General features: G+C 43.2%; 15 protein-coding genes and 1 tRNA gene. 15 read left to right on the top strand and 1 reads right to left on the bottom strand.

The features are described from left to right. The first annotated feature begins 146 nt into the window (after positions 1 to 146). The 7 genes from B5F87_RS12000 to B5F87_RS11970 all read left to right on the top strand — a co-directional run bounded on the left by B5F87_RS12000 (position 147) and on the right by B5F87_RS11970 (position 8,889). Positions 147 to 881 (top strand): ABC transporter ATP-binding protein, encoded by a 735-nt coding sequence (locus B5F87_RS12000; protein WP_087281348.1) that lies wholly within the window; start codon positions 147 to 149, stop codon positions 879 to 881. Beyond that, on the top strand, positions 793 to 3,453 hold the full coding sequence (locus B5F87_RS11995) for an ABC transporter permease (protein WP_242964451.1): 2,661 nt from the start codon (positions 793 to 795) through the stop codon (positions 3,451 to 3,453). Before B5F87_RS12000 ends, B5F87_RS11995 begins: the two co-directional genes overlap by 89 nt. Positions 3,454 to 3,680: 227 nt before the next feature. Then, positions 3,681 to 4,526, top strand: coding sequence for a cell division protein FtsQ (locus B5F87_RS11990; protein WP_087281344.1), 846 nt, complete (start codon positions 3,681 to 3,683; stop codon positions 4,524 to 4,526). 28 nt (positions 4,527 to 4,554) lie between these two features. Next, positions 4,555 to 6,348, top strand: a complete 1,794-nt coding sequence (locus B5F87_RS11985; protein ID WP_242964448.1) for an energy-coupling factor transporter ATPase — start codon at positions 4,555 to 4,557, stop codon at positions 6,346 to 6,348. 3 nt (positions 6,349 to 6,351) lie between these two features. Continuing rightward, positions 6,352 to 7,179 (top strand): energy-coupling factor transporter transmembrane component T, encoded by an 828-nt coding sequence (locus B5F87_RS11980; RefSeq protein WP_087281342.1) that lies wholly within the window; start codon positions 6,352 to 6,354, stop codon positions 7,177 to 7,179. 41 nt (positions 7,180 to 7,220) lie between these two features. Further along, complete coding sequence (locus B5F87_RS11975; RefSeq protein ID WP_087281340.1) at positions 7,221 to 8,066, top strand: PHP-associated domain-containing protein; 846 nt, start codon at positions 7,221 to 7,223, stop codon at positions 8,064 to 8,066. Further along, positions 8,056 to 8,889 (top strand): MurR/RpiR family transcriptional regulator, encoded by an 834-nt coding sequence (locus tag B5F87_RS11970; RefSeq protein ID WP_087281338.1) that lies wholly within the window; start codon positions 8,056 to 8,058, stop codon positions 8,887 to 8,889. Before B5F87_RS11975 ends, B5F87_RS11970 begins: the two co-directional genes overlap by 11 nt. An 81-nt stretch (positions 8,890 to 8,970) precedes the next feature. On the opposite strand, the gene B5F87_RS21435 is transcribed toward B5F87_RS11970, so the two are convergent. Then, a complete protein-coding gene (locus B5F87_RS21435) occupies positions 8,971 to 9,612 on the bottom strand; it encodes a GNAT family N-acetyltransferase (protein ID WP_242964435.1) in 642 nt (213 codons plus the stop codon). 217 nt (positions 9,613 to 9,829) lie between these two features. Between B5F87_RS21435 and B5F87_RS11960 the strand changes: the two genes are divergently transcribed. From B5F87_RS11960 to B5F87_RS11930, 8 genes are all read left to right on the top strand, one after another. Next, positions 9,830 to 10,453 (top strand): class I SAM-dependent methyltransferase, encoded by a 624-nt coding sequence (locus B5F87_RS11960; RefSeq protein WP_343215761.1) that lies wholly within the window; start codon positions 9,830 to 9,832, stop codon positions 10,451 to 10,453. After that, complete coding sequence (locus tag B5F87_RS21200; RefSeq protein ID WP_204246071.1) at positions 10,414 to 11,589, top strand: HNH endonuclease domain-containing protein; 1,176 nt, start codon at positions 10,414 to 10,416, stop codon at positions 11,587 to 11,589. The genes B5F87_RS11960 and B5F87_RS21200 overlap by 40 nt, the downstream gene beginning before the upstream one ends. A 715-nt stretch (positions 11,590 to 12,304) precedes the next feature. Beyond that, positions 12,305 to 14,188: a Qat anti-phage system ATPase QatA gene (qatA, locus tag B5F87_RS11950; protein WP_158097043.1), complete on the top strand. Its 1,884-nt coding sequence runs from the start codon at positions 12,305 to 12,307 to the stop codon at positions 14,186 to 14,188. 12 nt (positions 14,189 to 14,200) lie between these two features. Further along, the gene (qatB, locus tag B5F87_RS11945) at positions 14,201 to 15,013 is read left to right on the top strand and encodes a Qat anti-phage system associated protein QatB (protein ID WP_087281334.1); all 813 of its coding nucleotides are present in this window, start codon (positions 14,201 to 14,203) and stop codon (positions 15,011 to 15,013) included. Next, positions 15,010 to 16,371 (top strand): Qat anti-phage system QueC-like protein QatC, encoded by a 1,362-nt coding sequence (qatC, locus tag B5F87_RS11940; protein ID WP_087281332.1) that lies wholly within the window; start codon positions 15,010 to 15,012, stop codon positions 16,369 to 16,371. Before qatB ends, qatC begins: the two co-directional genes overlap by 4 nt. Next, positions 16,361 to 17,092, top strand: a complete 732-nt coding sequence (qatD, locus tag B5F87_RS11935) for a Qat anti-phage system TatD family nuclease QatD (protein WP_087281330.1) — start codon at positions 16,361 to 16,363, stop codon at positions 17,090 to 17,092. Before qatC ends, qatD begins: the two co-directional genes overlap by 11 nt. Before the next feature lie 729 nt (positions 17,093 to 17,821). Beyond that, positions 17,822 to 17,916 (top strand) — tRNA-OTHER (locus tag B5F87_RS21005). A 30-nt stretch (positions 17,917 to 17,946) separates the two neighbouring features. Further along, positions 17,947 to 18,837 (top strand): hypothetical protein, encoded by an 891-nt coding sequence (locus tag B5F87_RS11930; protein ID WP_087281328.1) that lies wholly within the window; start codon positions 17,947 to 17,949, stop codon positions 18,835 to 18,837. Positions 18,838 to 18,914 lie beyond the last annotated feature (77 nt).

The raw sequence follows: 18,914 nt of genomic DNA, 5'->3' as shown, positions 1-18,914 counted from the left end.
TTCTTCTGTTATTGTAAGGATAGCTGGTGTACTGCTACATTTACATTTTGCAGAATGAAAATGTATCCTGCGTCATTATACCTGGCATGGATGATACAGTACGCTGGATTGAGACAATATAATAATAGAAGAAAGCAGGTGGAAGAATGAATATTCTTGAGGTAAGAGAACTGAAAAAATATTATGGTGAGGGAGAGAATCAGGTAAAAGCCCTGGACGGGGTCAGTCTGTCGGTGGAAAAGGGAGAGTTCCTTGCGGTGGTGGGAACGTCCGGCAGCGGCAAATCCACTCTTCTTCATATGATGGGCGGACTGGATACGCCGACTTCCGGGCAGGTTGTGGTGGCCGGAAAAGATATTTCTTCTCTGTCCCGGGATGAACTGACAATATTTCGCAGGAGAAAGATTGGATTTGTCTTTCAGAGCTATAATCTGCTGCCGCTCATGAATGTCTATGATAATATCGTTCTGCCCATAAAGCTGGACGGCATCCGGCCGGACGAAGCTTATGTGGATCAGATTATTGCCGCACTGGGCCTGGAAGAAAAGCGTCTTGCCATGCCCAATCAGCTTTCCGGCGGGCAGCAGCAGCGGGTGGCTCTGGCAAGAGCGCTGGCGGCAAAACCGGCTATCATTCTCGCCGATGAGCCCACCGGGAATCTTGACAGTAAGACGAGTATGGATGTGCTGGGACTGATGAAGACTTCCGGAGAACGGTTTGGACAGACCATCGTGATGATTACCCACAACGATGAGATTGCCCAGATGGCCGGGCGCATCATCCGCCTGGAGGATGGGAGAATCTGTGGACAGAGCGGGCAGTCTGACCGGAAACAGAAATCCTCTCAGGGAAGCAGAAGGGCAGGTGACTTCCATGCTTAAGGTATCCAATCAGAAGATTACGGCAGAGATTGCCTCCACAACCTACAAAGCCAATGGAAAGAGAAATCTTCTCACGATCTTTGCTCTGTTTCTCACTACATTTTTAATCTCCGTGATTATCGCCCTGGGCGTCAGCTACTGGAACACGATCTCCCAGAGGCAGATACGTATGGAGGGTATGGATTATGACGTGGAACTGACAGAGCCGGCGGAAGAGCAGGTGCAGATCATCCGCGATATGGATGAGGTCAGATACGCCGGACTGGCGGTAAAATGCGCCATCGTAGAAGAATACAACGGTAAAACGCTGGACAAAATGCGGCTTTACTGGCTGGATGACATCTGCTGGGAGAAGCAGACTGTCCCGGCGCTGGAAGAGTATGTGGGACGTTATCCGCAGAAAGAAAATGAAATCATGTTGTCGGGAAGTGCGCTGGCAGCCATGGGTATTGACAAACCAAGGGAAGGTATGTCCATCCCGGTTACCTACTATACGTTAGCGTCGGAGGAAGAAGACGCTGCGGCAGAAAATGTGCAGGCGGCAGGCGACCAGAGCATCCAAAAAGAATTCATTCTCTCCGGCTGGTACACCGATTACACGGGTAACGACAGAGGATATGTGTCGGAGGTGTTTTTCAGAGGAACCGGAGTGAAGCAGACGGACCTTACTCAGGGGGCGCTGAAGATCACGCTGAATAATCCGCTGTACTCGGAGAAAGATATTATCCGGATGCAGCAGGCGGTAGGAATCAGAAGACTGCAGATCATCGAGGGAGATTATGACATCATCAGCAGTTTCCTTAAGATGTCTGTGGTACTTGCCGGACTGCTGCTGATGATTTTTGCCAGCGGCTGGCTGTTTATCTACAATACGCTGTACATTTCCATTACTAAGGATATCCGTTATTACGGACAGCTGAAAACCATCGGCATGACTTCACGGCAGCTTAAAAATGTGGTGTACCGGCAGGCGTTTTTTAATTCCTGCATCGGTATCCCGGTGGGGCTGCTGGCTTCTGCGGGGGTGTCGCGCCTGGTGATTCCGGGCATCCTCCACATGGTCAATCCAAGCGTGCCGGCCAGTCAGGTAATGCCGGTCAGCGTCTGGATCTTCCTGCTGGCGGGAGAATTTGCGCTGTTGACTAATTTCCTGAGCAGCCGGAAGCCGGCGAAGCTGGCGGGGGAGGTTCCCCCGGTGGAAGCGATGAAATATGTGGCGGGTTCTGCCGGGAAGCCGAAGCCGCGGCGCGCGTCGAAAACAGCGCGGGCGCCGAAGCCACAACGTTCCGGGAACCTTCTGTTTTCCATGGCGAAGCAGAACATGTTCCGGGATAAAAAGCAGGCTGCGGTCATTTTTCTTTCCTTTATTATAGCGCTCTCTGTTTTCGTGACGGTCAATGTCATCATCGTGGGTAACGAGGCCGCGCGGGTATTGAATGAGAGCATGGATTACGATATTTGTTTTAAGAATGAGACCACGCTGGACGACGACAGAAGGCAGCTGATCACGGATGAAGACATAGAAAATGTGCGGAACATCTCAGGAGTGAAGGAGGTTCGCAAGGTAACGTCCACCGTGGCGGTGGTGCCGTATCAGGAAGAGGTGTATGGCGAGTATCTGCGGGAGATTTATAAGACCAGGCACAGCCCTGGCAATTATGAGGAAGATATGGAGCAATATAAAAATGATCCGGCCTATTCGATGTTTAATTCCCGGCTGATCGGTCTGGATGAGGCAGGTTTTGCACTCGTTAATGAGAAACTGGGAAATGTACTGGACAAAGACCAGTTTATGCGGGGCGAGATTGCGGTATCTCCTAACTTTTTTCTGGAGGGAGACTCCGGCATGAAGGGGAAGACAGTACATTTCTATCTGCCGGACGGACTCCATCCGGACAAGGAAGAGACGGTGAAGATCGCCGCCGTGGGAGAGAGCGATATTAATCCGGCTTATTTTGCCGGCGGCTATATTCCGGAGCTGATTGTCAGTGAAAATTATGCACAGAAGCTGATGGGAGAGACCTTTACGGAGCTGATTGAGGTGGTGTACGACGAGCCGCTTTCCGCCGGGACGGAAGAAGCGGTGCGGGCGGTGTTTGCCGGCGAAGATGACATTACTTATAATTCCAAGCTGGAAAGATACAACGAGATGAAAGAGTCGGAGAATCAGGTGAGAGTGCTGGGAGGCAGTCTGGGGATGATTCTTGCCATGCTCGCCGTGCTCAATTATCTCAATGTGATGGCGGCGGGAATCCAGGCGCGGCAGGATGAGCTTGCCACTCTGGAAAGTATCGGCATGACGGTAAAACAGACAAAGAACATGCTTCGACTTGAGGGAGCGGGTTATGCCCTGATCTCCATCGCCGGCGCGCTGATTCTGGGGATTCCTCTGAGTTTTGCCGCCTTTCAGGCCATGAACGTCTATTTTATTTCCTATTCTGTGCCATGGGCTGCCAATCTGATTCTCTTTGCTGTAGTTTTGCTGGTATGCATCACTGCGCCGGTCGGACTTTACAGAAAGACCCAGAACCGCAGCGTCATTGAACGGCTTCGAAATGTGGAGAATAATTAAATGAACAGACGGGCACAGTGGAGATGATGATCTGCTGTGCCCGTTTTTACTGAAAAATGTAGTAAAATTAATTTTCATAATGAAAAAATTTGAAATTTTACTTTCATTTTACCGTTGCGTGATAGAAGCCCTTACATTTTTTCGGTAGAATACAATTGTTTCCGGGATGGAGACAGAAAAACATGAAATGAACAACATAAAAAAGGAAAAAATGTGGAGGAATGAAAATGTCTATTACGCAAAAAGGAGCTGCGACGCAGTCTCAGAAATTAATGATTTTTGTATTATCAATGTCCCTGTACGGACTGGCAACTTTATTTACAGAACTGATCCCGAGCTTTCAGGTGGGAATCGTGGAATTTTCAGTAGAATTTTTCCTGTTTATCCCTCTGGTACTTGCCATGTTATTTGACCCGCTGTCAGCGGCCCTCGGCGCAGCAACCGGCGAGCTGGTGTTCAGCGAGATCATGCTGGGACAGTTTGGCGGACTTGGCGAACTGGAGAAATTCATCACCGTGACCATCGGCGTGTACATTGCCGGACGTCTGGTGCGTAACCCGAAAAACCGTGTGATGGTTGGCATCGCTGCATTCGTTGGAACAGGCGCACAGCTGCTTATGGGAACCATCGTGGACATTTTAAAAGTACAGTTTGCCGTGACAGACTTTGAAGCTGTAGCTGGTCTGCCGGAAAGTGTATTTGCCACCGAAGGATTTGCATTTTTAAATGACCTGTTATTCTCCGGAATCCTGTTCTGCCTGCTGCCGACCCTTTACCTGGTGCCAAAGCTCTACGGAAAGATCGAGCCGCTGCTGGGCATGCAGCCTCGTACTGAAGAGACCGGTCTGGGCGAGATCAGCGTGAAAAATATCATTGTCTGTCTTGTAGCTTTTGTCTGTGCCATCGGCGCGGAGATGATGGCAGAAAGCGGACTTTCCCTCATCGACTGGGAAGCTGGATGGGCCGGAAGCGGCACCGCTCTCGCTGTGGGAATGATTGTCGCCGCCGTGATTGCCATTGCGCTGCTCTTTGTCATGAGAAAAAATGCACAGCCCGTCAGCGAGGCCAAATAGGGCAGCGATGGGAGACATAGAAAACAACATGGAAACTAAACATAACATGGATGCCATTGCTGAAAATAACGAGAATACTATTGATAGCATGGATACGATCATTAAAATAGAAGACTTAACATATACATACCCGGGCGCCGTTCAGCCGACTCTGAATCATGTGCATCTGGAGATTGAAAAGGGAGATTTTCTCGCCATTGTCGGCAACAACGGCTGCGGCAAATCCACCCTGTGCAAGGTGCTGAACGGCCTGATTCCCCATTTCATTTCCGGTACATTTTCCGGAAATGTATGGGTGGAAGGAGAAAACACAAAGAATGCCGATGTGGGTACGCTGGCCCGGAAGGTGGGATACGTATATCAGGATTTTGAGAATCAGATTGTCCGCCCGACGGTTCTTGACGACGCTTCCTACGCCTGTCTCAATTATGGCATGAAGGACTATGAACAGCGGGGCAGAGAAGCGCTGCACCAGTGCAGTCTGGAAGGAAGAGAGGATGAATATATCTGGCAGCTTTCCGGCGGCCAGACCCATCTTCTGGCGCTGGCAGGCGCCGTTGCTCTGGGACCGGAGGTGCTGATCCTCGACGAGCCCATCGCACAGCTAGACCCGGGGCACGCAGACCGTATTTACGAGGTGCTGCGGGAATTAAATGAAACCTACGGAAAGACCATCATTGTTATCGAACACCACACCGAGTACATAGCCGATTACTGCAAGCATGTGCTGCTCCTGCGGGACGGTCAGGCGGCGTGGATGCTGCCGGCCAGGGAGGCTCTGGCCCGGGTGAAAGAACTGCAGGAGAGCAATATCTTTCCGCCGCAGGTGACCATCGCCGGCTTCCGGTTGCAAAAGAACGGCAGGCTGACGCAGACACAGATGCTCCCGACCACCGTGGAAGAAGGAAGAGAAGCCATGGCGGCGCTTTCCTATGCGGGAGGAAAAAGTCCGAAGGGAGAAAATGTGCCGCAGACCGCGGCGCCGGAACCATCGGAGAAAACAGTGGCGCAGTTTAAAGATGTGACGGTCTCCTACCGTTCCGTCAAAGGCGAGCCGCATACGGTCTTCGACCGGCTGAATCTCTCCATACACAAAGGAGAGAAGATCGCCCTCATCGGCTCCAATGGCGCCGGAAAGTCCACCCTCATGAAGATGATGGTGGGGCTTTTGAAGCCATCGCAAGGTATCGTGGAGTTAAACGGTACTTCCGTAAAAAATGTAAAGCCGGAACAGTTGTCCCGGCAGATTTCTCTGGTATATCAGAATCCGGAGGAAATGTTTATCAAAGATTCCATTTACAGTGACATTGCCTACGCCATGCAGGTGCGAAATGTGGAAAACTGGCAGGAAAAGACGGAAGAACTGCTGAAACGGTTCCGCCTCTCCGAGCTTTCAGAACGGGACGGCCGCCTGTTATCCGGCGGACAGATGCGCCGGGCAAGCCTTGCCATCGGCGTGGCGCTCAACCCGGGGATTCTGCTTCTGGATGAGCCGACCGCCAATCTTGACATTGCCACCAGAAAAGAGATCATGCGGACGTTAAGCGACATGAAAGAAGTCACCGACACAGTGATGATCGCCACCCATGATATGCAGCTTGTGTGTGAATGGGCGGAGCGGATCATCGTGCTCTGTCAGGGACAGGTGGCAGCGGACGGCACAAGGGATGAGATATTCGGTAACGTGGCCCTGATCTCCAGAGTAGGCATTCGGCCGCCGGAGATCTTTACCATGGGGCAGGCCCTCGACCGCCGGGCGTTATGCTACACGGTGGACGAATTTTTAGACGCCTTTTCCTGCGAAGGCAGACAGGAGGAATAGAAGATGATGCAGAAGTTATCAGAGAACGTCCTTGATAAGTTTTCCATGGACTTTCTCAGAAATCAGGTTTTAAAAAATGCATATGGAAACGACGATACGGTCATTGCCGTGAGAGACCCGCGGATTCTGCTGGTGTGGTACCTGTTCTTCGGTCTTGTGCCGTGGTTCGTCAACGATCTTCCGTTTCTGCTGGGCTGCTTCCTGCTGGTGATGGTCACCACCATCCTGGCAAAGGTCGCCGGACTGGTGCTGTTGCTCTTTGCAGTCGGCGTCTTTTCCCAGACCGGATATCTTCTCATCGCCACCTGGATCTTTGGCGGCGACGCCTCGGCCATCGCGCCTCTGCTGGTGCTCACCCTGAAAGTAGCCACCATATCACTGGCGTCCGTGACCGTATTTTCCGGTCTCGATCCTGACCGGCTCTCCAACGGCCTCATGTGGTTCGGCTGTCCGGAACGGCTTTCCTTCTCCATATCCTACGCTTACCGGATGCTGCCGATGCTCATGGAAGAATTTCAAAATGTACTGCTTTCCTATCGGCTGCGGGGCAACCCGCCGGCCCACGAGACAGTGCCGGGCAAGATCAAATACCTGATTTATCAGATTAAGATTATCATTCATGCATTTTATCCGCTGATGCTCAACACCGCCAAGCGGTCAAGAACAACGGTGGAGGCACTGGAGATCAAAGGCTACCGCTACGCGGCAGTGAACAAGGAAGTGCGGAAAATGAAGCTGTCTTCCTTAAAAGTGACCTATGATGATCTGATTTTCCTTGCCATCTCATTTCTCTGGGTGGCAGTGACGGTGCTGGTATCTACCTTGGTATAATGCATAATTGATATGGACAACAAGACAGGAGGAGCATACAATTGTACATAGATTTTCACACCCACGGAAAACTGGCAAAAAAACTGCCGTTTTCCGAAGAATATACCCACTGGCTTTTTTCAGAAGCCCGTCAGGCAGGACTTGACGCCCTGTGCCTGACAGAACATTTCAACACGCTGGGATTTGACCGGCTGTACCGATTTATAGCAAAACACTCCGAGAGAGAGGGAGACACCCTTATCTTCGACGGACTGCGGATCTTTCCGGGAATGGAGACAGACATCGCCGAGGGCGGACACATTTTATCCATCGGCCCCATGGAGGCGATTCTGGAACTGAACCGGCGGCTGGAACCCCATAAAGAAAAAGGACATTTCCTTCCGTTCCAGGAGCTGAGAGATCTGTTTGACCAGTATCCGGTCATTGTGGGAGGCGCCCACCCCTTCCGTGAGGGCGGGCATATCCCGGAGCTGCCGGAAGAACAGCTGGCACGGTTTGATTTCTTCGACCTGAACGGAAAAGACGTGGCAGAACACCGGATGCGCACCGAGAGACTCACCTATCATCTGGGAGAAAGCCTGCACAAACCGGTGGTGGGCGGCAGCGACACCCATCAGGCCGTACAGTACGGCTGCATCCGCACCAGATTTGAGAAGACCTGCACCACCGTACCGGAATTATATGAGGAAATGCAAAGCGGCAACTATGAGATCGCCATCTCCGACCAGGCAGCCTTCCAGGTGAAGACCGCCAACCTTCTGAAACGGGCGCTGAAAGAAATCCACGCCCTGGGCGGCGATTACGTGGCTCTCCTCATGGGAAAAGAGAGCGAAATAAGCGGAAACGCTCTGAACTTTAAGGAAAGGAAACGCAGAAATGCATCTTAAATTTCCAGTTACACCGGAAAAACTGACGCCGGCAGAACAGAAACTGCTGGAATATATCGAGGGAAACCGGGAGGAATTCCTCTTTATGACCATCGGTCAGCTGGCGGCCAAACTGGAAGTGTCGGAAGCGACCATTTCCCGGTTCGCAAGGCACCTGGGCTGCCAGGACTTCAAACAACTGAAAAACATCGTCATCGAGCAGAACCATCTGGAAGGACCGGCCGGCAAAATGGCCGGAACCCTTTTTACCGACGGCAGCGAGAGCAGCTTCCAGGCAGCCAACTATCTGCGCCAGCAGATGTTCTATCTGGAGAAAACCATGCAGCAGCTGGACGAGCAGACCTTTGATGCAGCCATAGGCGAGATCCTGTCCGCCCGCCGCATCTGGATCCACGCCAAAAGCGCATCAGCCTCCATGGGACAGCTCCTGTTCTTCCGCCTGCGGCGGCTGGGCCTGCCAGTTTCGCAGCTACCATCCGGCGGAACCGAGATGATGGAGGGACTGGCCCAGGCCGAAGAAAAAGACTTGGTCATCTTCTTCGGATTCTCCAAAGTATCCTGGGAAGGACAGGTCATCCTAGACTGCCAGAAGACCTCCGGCTACCGGACCCTCTGTTTCACCGGCCGTCTCCACACACCAAAAGAAGAACAGGCCGACGTGAACCTGTACGTTTACCGCGGTGAAGCCGGAGAATACCATTCCATGACGGCTGCCGCCGCCCTGGTGGACGCCCTCGTGGTGGCAGTCTCCGAACGCCTGGGTGCAGACGGCGCCAAAAACCTCCAGAAAATCCATAAAATGAAAAAAAGATACCGGATGTAACCGGACGGTAACGACATTTTATAAAAAATGACCGCCGGGCAGCAACCGCCTGGCACACTTCCGAAAGCAGATAATACATTTTCAGACAGAGTATTCGATATGCTTTCTCATAATATAATTTCTTATAGAGATACCTTTTCGAACCACCTGCTGCGCTTTCACCACCGTATATCCCCTTTTCTCAAAAAAAGGTCTCGCGGTGATGGAAGCGTGGGTGGTAAAGGTATCGTTTTTTCTTTTTTGCACCGCACTATTCTGTAAAAGTCGTCCACGGGACAGACAAAAATCCTCTTCCAGCCGGTCGCATATCGCTGTGGCCACACCCCTCCCCTGATAATCCTTATGAACATAAAGCCGGTCCAGATAGCCGGTATCATCCATGTCGCCAAAGCCGATGATGAGAGCGTTGGCCGGGCTGCCGCAAATCTGAATGGAGATATTGCCCATCTTTTGATTCAACTCACAATAAGGTCCGCCGGAAGCAGAGCTGGCACTGTCAGGTGTACGGCTGTCGATATCATCTGCGCCATCGCACCCCTGCACAGCCACATAAGTATTGTGCGCCAGAAACGATTCATTCCACGCGTCCAGATCCACATGTCCGTCCGCCCAGGCGTCCAGCTGCTCCTGCGGATAGTCCCTGGCGTTGACAGTGTGGATGGTCTCGTAGAAAAGCGCAGCGAGAGCGGCGCAGTCAGATGGGTGATATTTTCTCAGGTACATAAGAAGTCCTCCTTTGATGATTCGATAATAATAAGATAATAAAGAGAGGGAGAGAAAGCAAGGAAAATCAAGGGGATTTTATCCTTTATAACTGCGATATAACTGAGAAAACAAACCATGAGAAAACAACCGGCAATATCGGTTTACGAAAGATAATGAGTTTGATAAAATTAATAAAAGATTATCAGGATATACAAGAGATGGAGGAGAATGAGGTGTGGAAAATAATAAGATCAAAAATAAAATCGCTTCTACAGTAGAATATTACAATAAAAATGCAGACCATTTCATGGATGAAACAGTGGCAGTGAATTTTACTGAAATTCAAGAGATGTTTCTAAACTTACTTCCTCATGGAGGAAAAATATTGGATTTTGGCTGTGGCTCCGGGAGGGATACACTGGAGTTCCTCAAACGGGGATATCAGGTAGATGCGACGGACGGATCAGCCGAGATGTGTAAATTAGCGACAGAATATACAGGGATTCCGGTTCGCCAAATGCTGTTTCAGGAATTAAGCGAGATAGAAAAATATGATGGGATTTGGGCGTGCGCGTCAATCCTGCATTTACCTAAGAACGAACTGAAAAATGTGCTGGACAAAATGAAAACAGCATTAAACAAAAGCGGGATTATTTATACATCTTTCAAATATGGGACATTTGAGGGAGAGAGAAACGGAAGATATTTTACAGACTTTACGGAAGAATCTTTTGAAAAATTTGCAAAGCAGATAAAAGGACTTCAGATCAAAAAAAAGTGGATTACAGGCGATGTAAGAGTCGGGCGGGAGAAAGAAAAATGGCTGAATATCATAATGCAAAAACAGACTATATCTTAAAAATTGATGGAGCATATGAGAATACGCTGGATGTTGAGGGATTTGCTCAGATGATGAAGGATCCCTCCTACTGTTATAAATTTTATTGGCTGGAAGCGATTGTGAATTTGATTTCTCAAGATATAGCAGAGACTACTTTCGATGAGATTATCGATGAAATGATTGCTAACGCATGGTATTCCGTGCGCGAATTCCATATTCATTTGAGCGGCATGCAGGCAGATGGTCAGGTTCGAGATGGTTTGGAAAGAGCGATTCTGTGTTTGACAGAACTCAGTGATCTTCCGGCCAATGCTTCGAAACTAGAAATCAAGAACGCTATCCGAGAATACAACGATGAACTAAAGAAGACGAAACAACAGCTGACACATATGGTTCCCTATCGCGCACTGGCAGGATTTTTCATAAAAAGCGGTGAGAAAGCAGAGTGGAGCAGTGTACGGCGCATGACTGAATATATTCATCGGATCAATCAGACAGTGACCATTCTTCCCTATACACTGGGAGAGAGCAGTCAGCTGAAAAAGGAAGTATATTTTCATCCCACTTGGATGAAAATGATACAAGATAACACAGTAAATATTCTGGGTTGGATACAGTATGAAAAAATAAAATGGCTTCAGAACAATAATCCGGAGGTTCCGGGGCTGGTTTACAAGCTGGCGCCTATGGATGAGAAAATGCGTAAACTGACCAATGTGCGAAAACTATGGGGAGCAATTCTGGAAATCCATGAAATAAAGGATGTATTTACAGGCAAACCGGTCCTGCCGGAAAAATATGATGTAGACCATTTTATCCCATGGTCATTTGTGATGAATGATGAACTCTGGAATCTGATGCCAATGGACTCAACACTGAATTCATCAAAGAATAACCGCCTGCCAAAGTGGGATCCGTTTTTCAGACTATTTGCAGAAAATCAATATATGATGTATGAGATGATACAGGACAAGCCGGAATTACATAAAAAGTTTGAAAGCTGCTATCGCGATAATCTTCATTCAATCTGGGCCATTCAGGAATTATATAGAAGCGGAAATAGCCGGGAAAGATTTTTTCATATTTTGCAGGAAAATATGAAACCGGTATACGACTCGGCAAGGCGCCAGGGATATGAGGTGTGGGAGAGGTGAAGATGGGATGGAGGGATAAGTCTTTATTTACAACAAATACCGGCATGATTCATGTGGTGCTCGTATTATCAGGACTGCCCGCTATGGTAACTATCGTCATGTTCGCTTGGGCCAGGCACAAAGCAAATGCGCTCTTGGTATGGTGTTAGTGAGGACAGTGGGTAGTTTGTTTAACCTCTTTCTGGTGGTGTGGTGGTTGTTTTGAAAATGTTTTCGAAAAGACAAAAGTAAATCAGAATAAAGGATAAATAGAAATGTAAAAAGCGTTTATGTATGAGAGATGTTTTAGATGGTTGTATTATTGGCTTTAGCATGGAATGATAGGGATAAAGATGAATTATTATGCGGAAAGTATAATTAATAGGAGTTTTTCTTTAAATTAGTACGCATCTTTTGCCGTGGATTGGGTGGTTTTGTCCTGTGGGATTAGAGCCTGTAAGGACTTATTTTAGAAGGCTTTTAAGGGTTCTGACTTTTTGACTAGGGATGTAAAAAATTGTGATTTTTGAAAGAATCGCGTAGTGCAACGGAATAAGTAGGTTGAATTGATCGTTTTTTTTCGTATGTTGTTATAGATAGTAAAAAATGTCGGTATATGCTAGAATAGTATATAAATTGAGGAGCCGAGTATGAGGAAATATATAGTTATATAAATCGATTCTTGCTACAGCTTTTAAAGATGATATAGATTGGAACAATGGAGGAATTAAAAACGATGATTTTATCTGATAATGAAACCAAGGTTGATTTACTGAATAATGAAGCGATAGCAAAGACAATAGTTTCTCTTATTACGGAGAGTAAGGAACAACCAATTTCTATTGGTATTCATGGAGACTGGGGAGCTGGAAAATCCAGTATTCTTGAAATGGTAGTAAATGAAGCAGAGTGGGTTTCCTTAGAGTCAAAAAAGAAATACTCGTGTATTCGATTTAACGGATGGAAACATCAGGGATTTGAGGACTCAAAAGTAGCTTTGTTAAGTTCTATAGTTTCAGAGCTTGAGAAGAAAGAAAAACTAAGTTCTAAGTCTGAAAAAACATTAAAAAAACTGTGGAAAAATATTAATTGGATGGCTGTGGCTAAATCAGCAGGAAAAACCGCTTTAGGAGTTGCGACAGGTACAGCACCGCTTACGTTATTGTCTTCAACAATGGATGTTTTAAAGTCAACAGCAATGACAAAAGAAGGGATTGATAAGGCAATTGAATCTATTGGAGGATATTTGAGAGATGCGAAAATTACAGAAGATACATCAAGTAATAAAGAATTTTCTGAATTTCAGGAAAATTTTGCTGAACTACTAGAAGATGCCTCAATCGAGAAACTTATAGTGTTAATTGATGATCTTGATAGATGCCTGCCTGATGTGGCGATTAATACATTAGAAGCTGTAAGATTGTTTATGTTTACCAAAAAAACCGCATTTGTAATTGCAGCAGATGAGAGTATGATTCGCTATGCTGTTAAAAAGCATTTTCCCGATGCAACAAACGAAAACCAGTTTAATGCAGGTGAGGCTTTTGCAAATAAGTATTTAGAAAAGTTGATTCAAGTTCCTTTTAGAATTCCCGCATTAGGCGAGGTAGAATCATGTATATACATAATGCTTCTTATGGTTGGTTCTGTTTTGTCAGACGAAAATAAAAACTATATAAAATTGCGAGAAGAGGGGCTATCTAGAATCAGAAAGCCTTGGAATGTGAAAAGTTTTATGGTTGATGATGTGAAAAAAATTCTAGGATCTGATTATGAAAAATCATCAAAAGAAGTATTGATTGCCACTCAAATATGTCATCTATTAGCTCAAAATACAGATGGTAATCCTAGAAAAATAAAAAGATTTATAAATATGCTCTTGCTGAGATATGAGATTGCTAAAAATCGTGGTTTTGGAGATGAATTAGAACTTGCTATTTTGGCAAAGATGATGCTGGCAGAATATTATGCACCAGATTTTTATAAGACTTTACCTGATCATTTAGATTCTGAGGGTAAATGGGATGAAGTTCCAGAGATACTCAATGATATAAGAACAATGAGCGAAGGCGAAGAAAAGAATGGTACAGAAGAGAAAGAAAGATGGTATGATTGGAATTGGATTTGTAAATGGCTTGGTACAGATCCAGAAATTATGGATAAGGATTTAAGACCATATTATTATGCATGTAAAGAAAAAATTGATTACTTTTCAGGCCAGACTTTTAGAAATGATTTATCAGAAATTGTCGATTTACTTTTTAGGGATAAAATGATTATTGTGAGCCGTGTTGAGGATTTGAAAAACTTAACAAATCAAGAATCAGATCAAGTATTCGGGACTGTTACTCAAAAAATTATGGAAAAAGGTCAATTTGAAGTGAAACCTAAAGGTGTTGATGGTTTGACTATATTGGTACAGAATAGACCTGAACTTCGTAAAAAATTAATTGAGTTTATAGATTTTATTCCCGCAGATAAGGTGGGTGTATGGGTTTTACAGGGCTGGGACAAAGCTATTCCAAAAGATTGTGATGAAAGAAACAGATTAAATCAATATTTTGATAAACTGAAAAACAATGGTACTAAAGTTGTTAAAGAAGCTTTAAAAAAGATATGAGGTATTTAATAAATGGGAACATCAACACATAATGGAGGGCAAAAAGGTGGAACCCCTTTAGTACCTTCATGGCTGGATCAACTGGATACAAATCCGCAAAATGAGTCTGATGACAATGAAAGTCAAATGCCACCAGTAGGTGATGCAGATCGTTTTAGGACACCACGAGGAGAATTTACGAGGTATATAAATTCAGGAGGACGAAATAGAAGTTTAGGGCGTAAAAGTGTCTCCAATTATATAAGAAATTCTTTGGGTGGCAGTTCAAATGCAACACAAAGAATGGGATCTGCTAGAAACAGTTCCGCAAAGTTGTTGAATGTTGCAGGTATATTTGCGTCAGGTGGCGCAAAAGCCGTTGAACAGTATCTTTCTATAGAGAATCTCTCGCATAAGACAGCAAGTGAGGCATTGATAGCTATTACAGATTTTATCTGTCCAGATGGAGGGCCAGAAGATGAAGGAATTGCGAGATCAGCTTATATTTCCGCAATCGAAGAATCGCCGGAAATGGCCACAATTAGATTTGCGGATTTGACTTCAGAACAGATTATGGTAATCGTGGAACGGACTATGGCAAATGCGATATTTAATAGAATTACGAATGATATTGGTAATAAGATCATATTGTTGCCGCAAGATCGGGATATATCAGACAGCCTAATTGTTCAAATGAAGGAGTTTGTTAAAGGCGCAGTATCGGATGCTGTAATCAGTTTAGAGATCAAAGCTGGAAATATTCGACAAGAAGATTCTTTAAGGATAGTGGATCAAGTGTATAAAACAGCATTTGATATTATGGTAAGCGCAGGTGAAAATGAATGAATCGATATAAATTAAGAGCAAATTATGATATTGAAAATATAGATTCGCATAAAGTAGATGGTACAATTATTGTTGATGTGCCAATGCTTTCGAACGGAAAACTAAATTATGGATTAAGTAATGTTAAAAAGAGTTTATATAAAGAAAATATTTATCCGTCTGAAATTGGATTTGATATAATATCTCTTGCTACGATGGTTTATATGGCAGATACTCGAATTGAGAGAGCTGTACATGGGCAGGATTCATGGACAAGAGAAATTGAACTTGAAATTCCTGTGTCAAATATAGCATTATGGCAGACACAGATTTCTACAATTGAACGTATGTTAAAATTCCTTACGGGGGATTTATGGAAAATTGTGCTGTTCAATAGAACATGGAAATTTCATAATCCAGAGGAAGTTGGAGAAAAAACAGATAAGTATGATAAAGTGTCATTATTTTCAGGAGGTATGGATAGCCTTATAAGTACTATTAATCTGATGGAGAATAGGAAAAATACTCTGTTAATAAGCCATGCTGGTGAAGGTCTTACTAAAAACGCACAGGAGAATATTGTAAATAGATTTGATACGATATATCCAGATATTTTACATACTTGGTTGGACTTATGGATGGTATTTCCTAATAATTATATTCCGGAAGGTGGTAATGATAATAATACAAGAAGTAGATCATTTCTTTTTATTGGTTTTGGTATTTTTGCAATGACAGGTATTGATGATGTTAGCGAACTTATGGTTCCAGAAAATGGGTTGATTGCTTTGAATGTACCCTTGGATGAAACACGAGTTGGATCATTTAGTACAAGAACAACACATCCATTTTACCTTTCCTTATGGAATGAATTAATTTCAGGTTTAGATTTAAAAATGTACGTGATAAATCCATATTGGAATAAAACAAAGGGGGAAATGGCAGCAGAATGTAATAATAAAAAGGTTTTATATGAGACAATGAAAATGTCCTTCTCATGCTCGTCACCGGGAAAAGCCCGGTGGAGAGGTTTAAGCCCTCAGCACTGTGGTTATTGTGTTCCATGTATTATTAGAAGAGCTGCAATGCACAGAGCATTTGGAAATGATGAGACAATATATACGCAGATATCTATTTACGAAATGCAAAATAAAAATTCAGAGGGAATAGGAATTCAGCTACGTTCTTTTCAATATGCAATTGATAAAATAAAAAAAGATAGAGAATGTGCTTTATTATATATTCATAAGCCGGGTCCACTACCACAAAATGATGAGTATTTGAAAGAGCTGGCTGATACATATACCCGAGGGTTGTTGGAAGTAGATACTTTTATACAGGATAGTTTAGAAGAAGAGGACAAAGATAATGATTTGTGATGCACATTGTCATTTGGATTTAATGAATAATATGCTAGGGTTCATAAACGAAGTGAAAAATTCTGATATGAGTTTATTTGCAGTAGGAACTACACCGAGAGCATATAAGAGAGAAGTACAGTTTTGTAAAAATACTCAAAATATTTATGTAGGTTTAGGAATGCACCCGCAATTAGTATCCAGTGGTTATGATGATATACAGGTATTCAAAGAGTTTTTTGAACAAAATCATTATATCGGTGAGATAGGATTAGATTTTAGTAAAGGCTATATTCGGACTAAAGAAGCACAGATAGAAATATTTAGCGAAATTATCAGGCTATGTGAACAATATGGTGAAAAAGTGATTTCCATTCACTCACTTAAATCTGCAAATGCGGTAATTGAAATTTTAAAAACATATAAAAGGCAAAATAGTAATAAATATATTTTTCATTGGTTTACAGGTTCTATGTCACAATTAGAAAAAGCAATTGAATTAGGTTGCTATTTTTCGATTAATCCGAGGATGTTGAAAACAAAATCAGGAATAGAAGTGATAAAAACAGTGCCTATTGATCGTGTTCTACTAGAGACAGATGCTCCATTTGCATTTAAAAGTCAACATGTAAATGATATAGAAAAGGAACTCCAAAAAACTCTTTTAAAAATATCAGATATAGTTGGATTCGATATATCGGATATAATCTATAAAAATTTCAGAAATATATTTTGCTACTAAACATTTCTGCTATAACAATATGGATAGTGTCCTATCTGGCGGCTTAAAATTTAAATAGGCTGAGGAAATGTTTTAGATTTTATATTTATTTTAAGATTTATTGTTTAGAATAAAAAGTGGTAAATATAGAAAATGATTGAAAGATAAAGTGTAAGCACCTGAGCACCTATATGCATTCGTGGTTTCGCATTTCTGTGCCATAATTATAAACAAGTACTTTGCTCTAATTTTGCCAGAGAGCAAGAGTTTTACTTTATTTATGAGAAGTATCTTATACAGATAAAAACTATTTCAAAGAGGAATAATATAAACTGGTACAGGAATGCTGCTAGAGAGTGTTTTCTGGCTATATCGGTATTTGGAACATGATATCACAGCATGGATATATTGATTTTGATGAGCAAAAAGGGAAAAATATTTTTGTTAGATTATTCGAAATATTCGGGCAAAAGAAAAGATTGCTGGTTTAAAGGGATATCAGTTTATATCGATAGTCTTTATTTTACAAGTTAATCCGTGAACAGTAACTATTAAATACTGATATTTTTTTGTTAGTTGAGAGTAGGTAGAATAGTATTTAACTTACGAAAGGAGATTTTTATCTCTAGAGAAGACCAATATATTACCTCAAACTTTCAGGAAATATTTGTATTACAGTCAATGGGTGCTTACTTCTGGTATGTTTGTATAGGATTGACAATGTATACATGAGATGTATAATGATAATGTGTCACTGTGGGCCAATAGGTAGGCCGCTCACCTTTATTGTATCAATATAGATACCATTAAAGTGAGAGATATGTGTTCGAATCACATCGGTGGCATTATTTTTGTATATATAAAGAGGTGAGAATTTGGATATAAATCGTAGTACTGCTTTAAAATGTTTTAAAAATGAAATTGGTCAAGCTAATCATATGCTAATTACTATTATGGTAGGATTGGATGGAATAGTTCCATATCAGGTAGAGGCACAGGAGGAATTTCATACGTCTTGGAATCCAAAGTCTAAAAAGAAATCTGTTGAAAGGAGCAAAGTCTTTGCTAAAAAAGCTACAATGGCTTGGTTGGTGGACTGTATAGATATGTATTTGCGATTGATTAATCAGTCTCCCCTGTTAATTGATAGCAAACAATTAAAACAGTCTATAGATAGTAAGGAGAATAGTCGGAGTGTTTATAAAAGAATAAATATTATTTGTAGTCACTACAATATACAATCAATAGATTATGCTTTGGTAGATTTGCTAATATGCTGGAGAAACAGACTGACTCATTTTCAAGCAGAAAATGATATAATGTCGAATAATAGAAAAATTTTGCAGAATAATGTGGAAAACATTAAGGAAAAACATTGCGGATTGGATGCAAATCAAACATTAGAATCTTTTGACAATTGTGCATTTCCAACATTTAAAGAAATTACCTCGTTTGTCCGGGCATCAATTAATTTGATATCTGAATTTGATAAGTGTTTACTTAATGATATAAATTTAGTTACATATGCTGATAGAATTATTGTAAAATATCTAAATGATAGAAAAGAGTATAGATTGAATAATATTTTTTCTAAAGACTCACAGACTGCAGAAAAATCACTTCGGCAAATTCTCTTTCAAAATGGATTTATATCAGAAAATCCAAATGATGTAGATGAATTTTGTAAAAATATTTCTAATTTAAGTGTTCAAAATGCAAAAGAAGCTTTATTAAACGGAACATTTTTATTCGAGAAGAGCTGTTAAATAGTATTCAAAAATAGTTGTATAAATAATATGGCAAGTGATGTTACTAAGCTTAAGATAAAAGGAGACAAAAGAAA

The sequence above is a fragment of the Eubacterium sp. An3 genome (genome assembly GCF_002159465.1).
Taxonomy (GTDB): Bacteria; Bacillota; Clostridia; order Lachnospirales; family Lachnospiraceae; genus Anaerobutyricum; species Anaerobutyricum stercoris.
This window is presented reverse-complemented; position numbering and strand designations above follow the sequence as displayed.

What these genes read in the sequence shown, in the direction of transcription:
- B5F87_RS12000 (WP_087281348.1), top strand. Translation starts at nt 147, where the DNA reads ATGAATATTCTTGAGGTAAGAGAACTGAAAAAATATTATGGTGAGGGA.
- B5F87_RS11995 (WP_242964451.1), top strand. Translation starts at nt 793, where the DNA reads ATGGGAGAATCTGTGGACAGAGCGGGCAGTCTGACCGGAAACAGAAAT.
- B5F87_RS11990 (WP_087281344.1), top strand. Translation starts at nt 3,681, where the DNA reads ATGTCTATTACGCAAAAAGGAGCTGCGACGCAGTCTCAGAAATTAATG.
- B5F87_RS11985 (WP_242964448.1), top strand. Translation starts at nt 4,555, where the DNA reads ATGGAAACTAAACATAACATGGATGCCATTGCTGAAAATAACGAGAAT.
- B5F87_RS11980 (WP_087281342.1), top strand. Translation starts at nt 6,352, where the DNA reads ATGATGCAGAAGTTATCAGAGAACGTCCTTGATAAGTTTTCCATGGAC.
- B5F87_RS11970 (WP_087281338.1), top strand. Translation starts at nt 8,056, where the DNA reads ATGCATCTTAAATTTCCAGTTACACCGGAAAAACTGACGCCGGCAGAA.
- B5F87_RS21435 (WP_242964435.1), bottom strand. Translation starts at nt 9,612, where the DNA reads ATGTACCTGAGAAAATATCACCCATCTGACTGCGCCGCTCTCGCTGCG.
- B5F87_RS21200 (WP_204246071.1), top strand. Translation starts at nt 10,414, where the DNA reads ATGGCTGAATATCATAATGCAAAAACAGACTATATCTTAAAAATTGAT.
- qatA (WP_158097043.1), top strand. Translation starts at nt 12,305, where the DNA reads ATGATTTTATCTGATAATGAAACCAAGGTTGATTTACTGAATAATGAA.
- qatB (WP_087281334.1), top strand. Translation starts at nt 14,201, where the DNA reads ATGGGAACATCAACACATAATGGAGGGCAAAAAGGTGGAACCCCTTTA.
- qatC (WP_087281332.1), top strand. Translation starts at nt 15,010, where the DNA reads ATGAATCGATATAAATTAAGAGCAAATTATGATATTGAAAATATAGAT.
- qatD (WP_087281330.1), top strand. Translation starts at nt 16,361, where the DNA reads ATGATTTGTGATGCACATTGTCATTTGGATTTAATGAATAATATGCTA.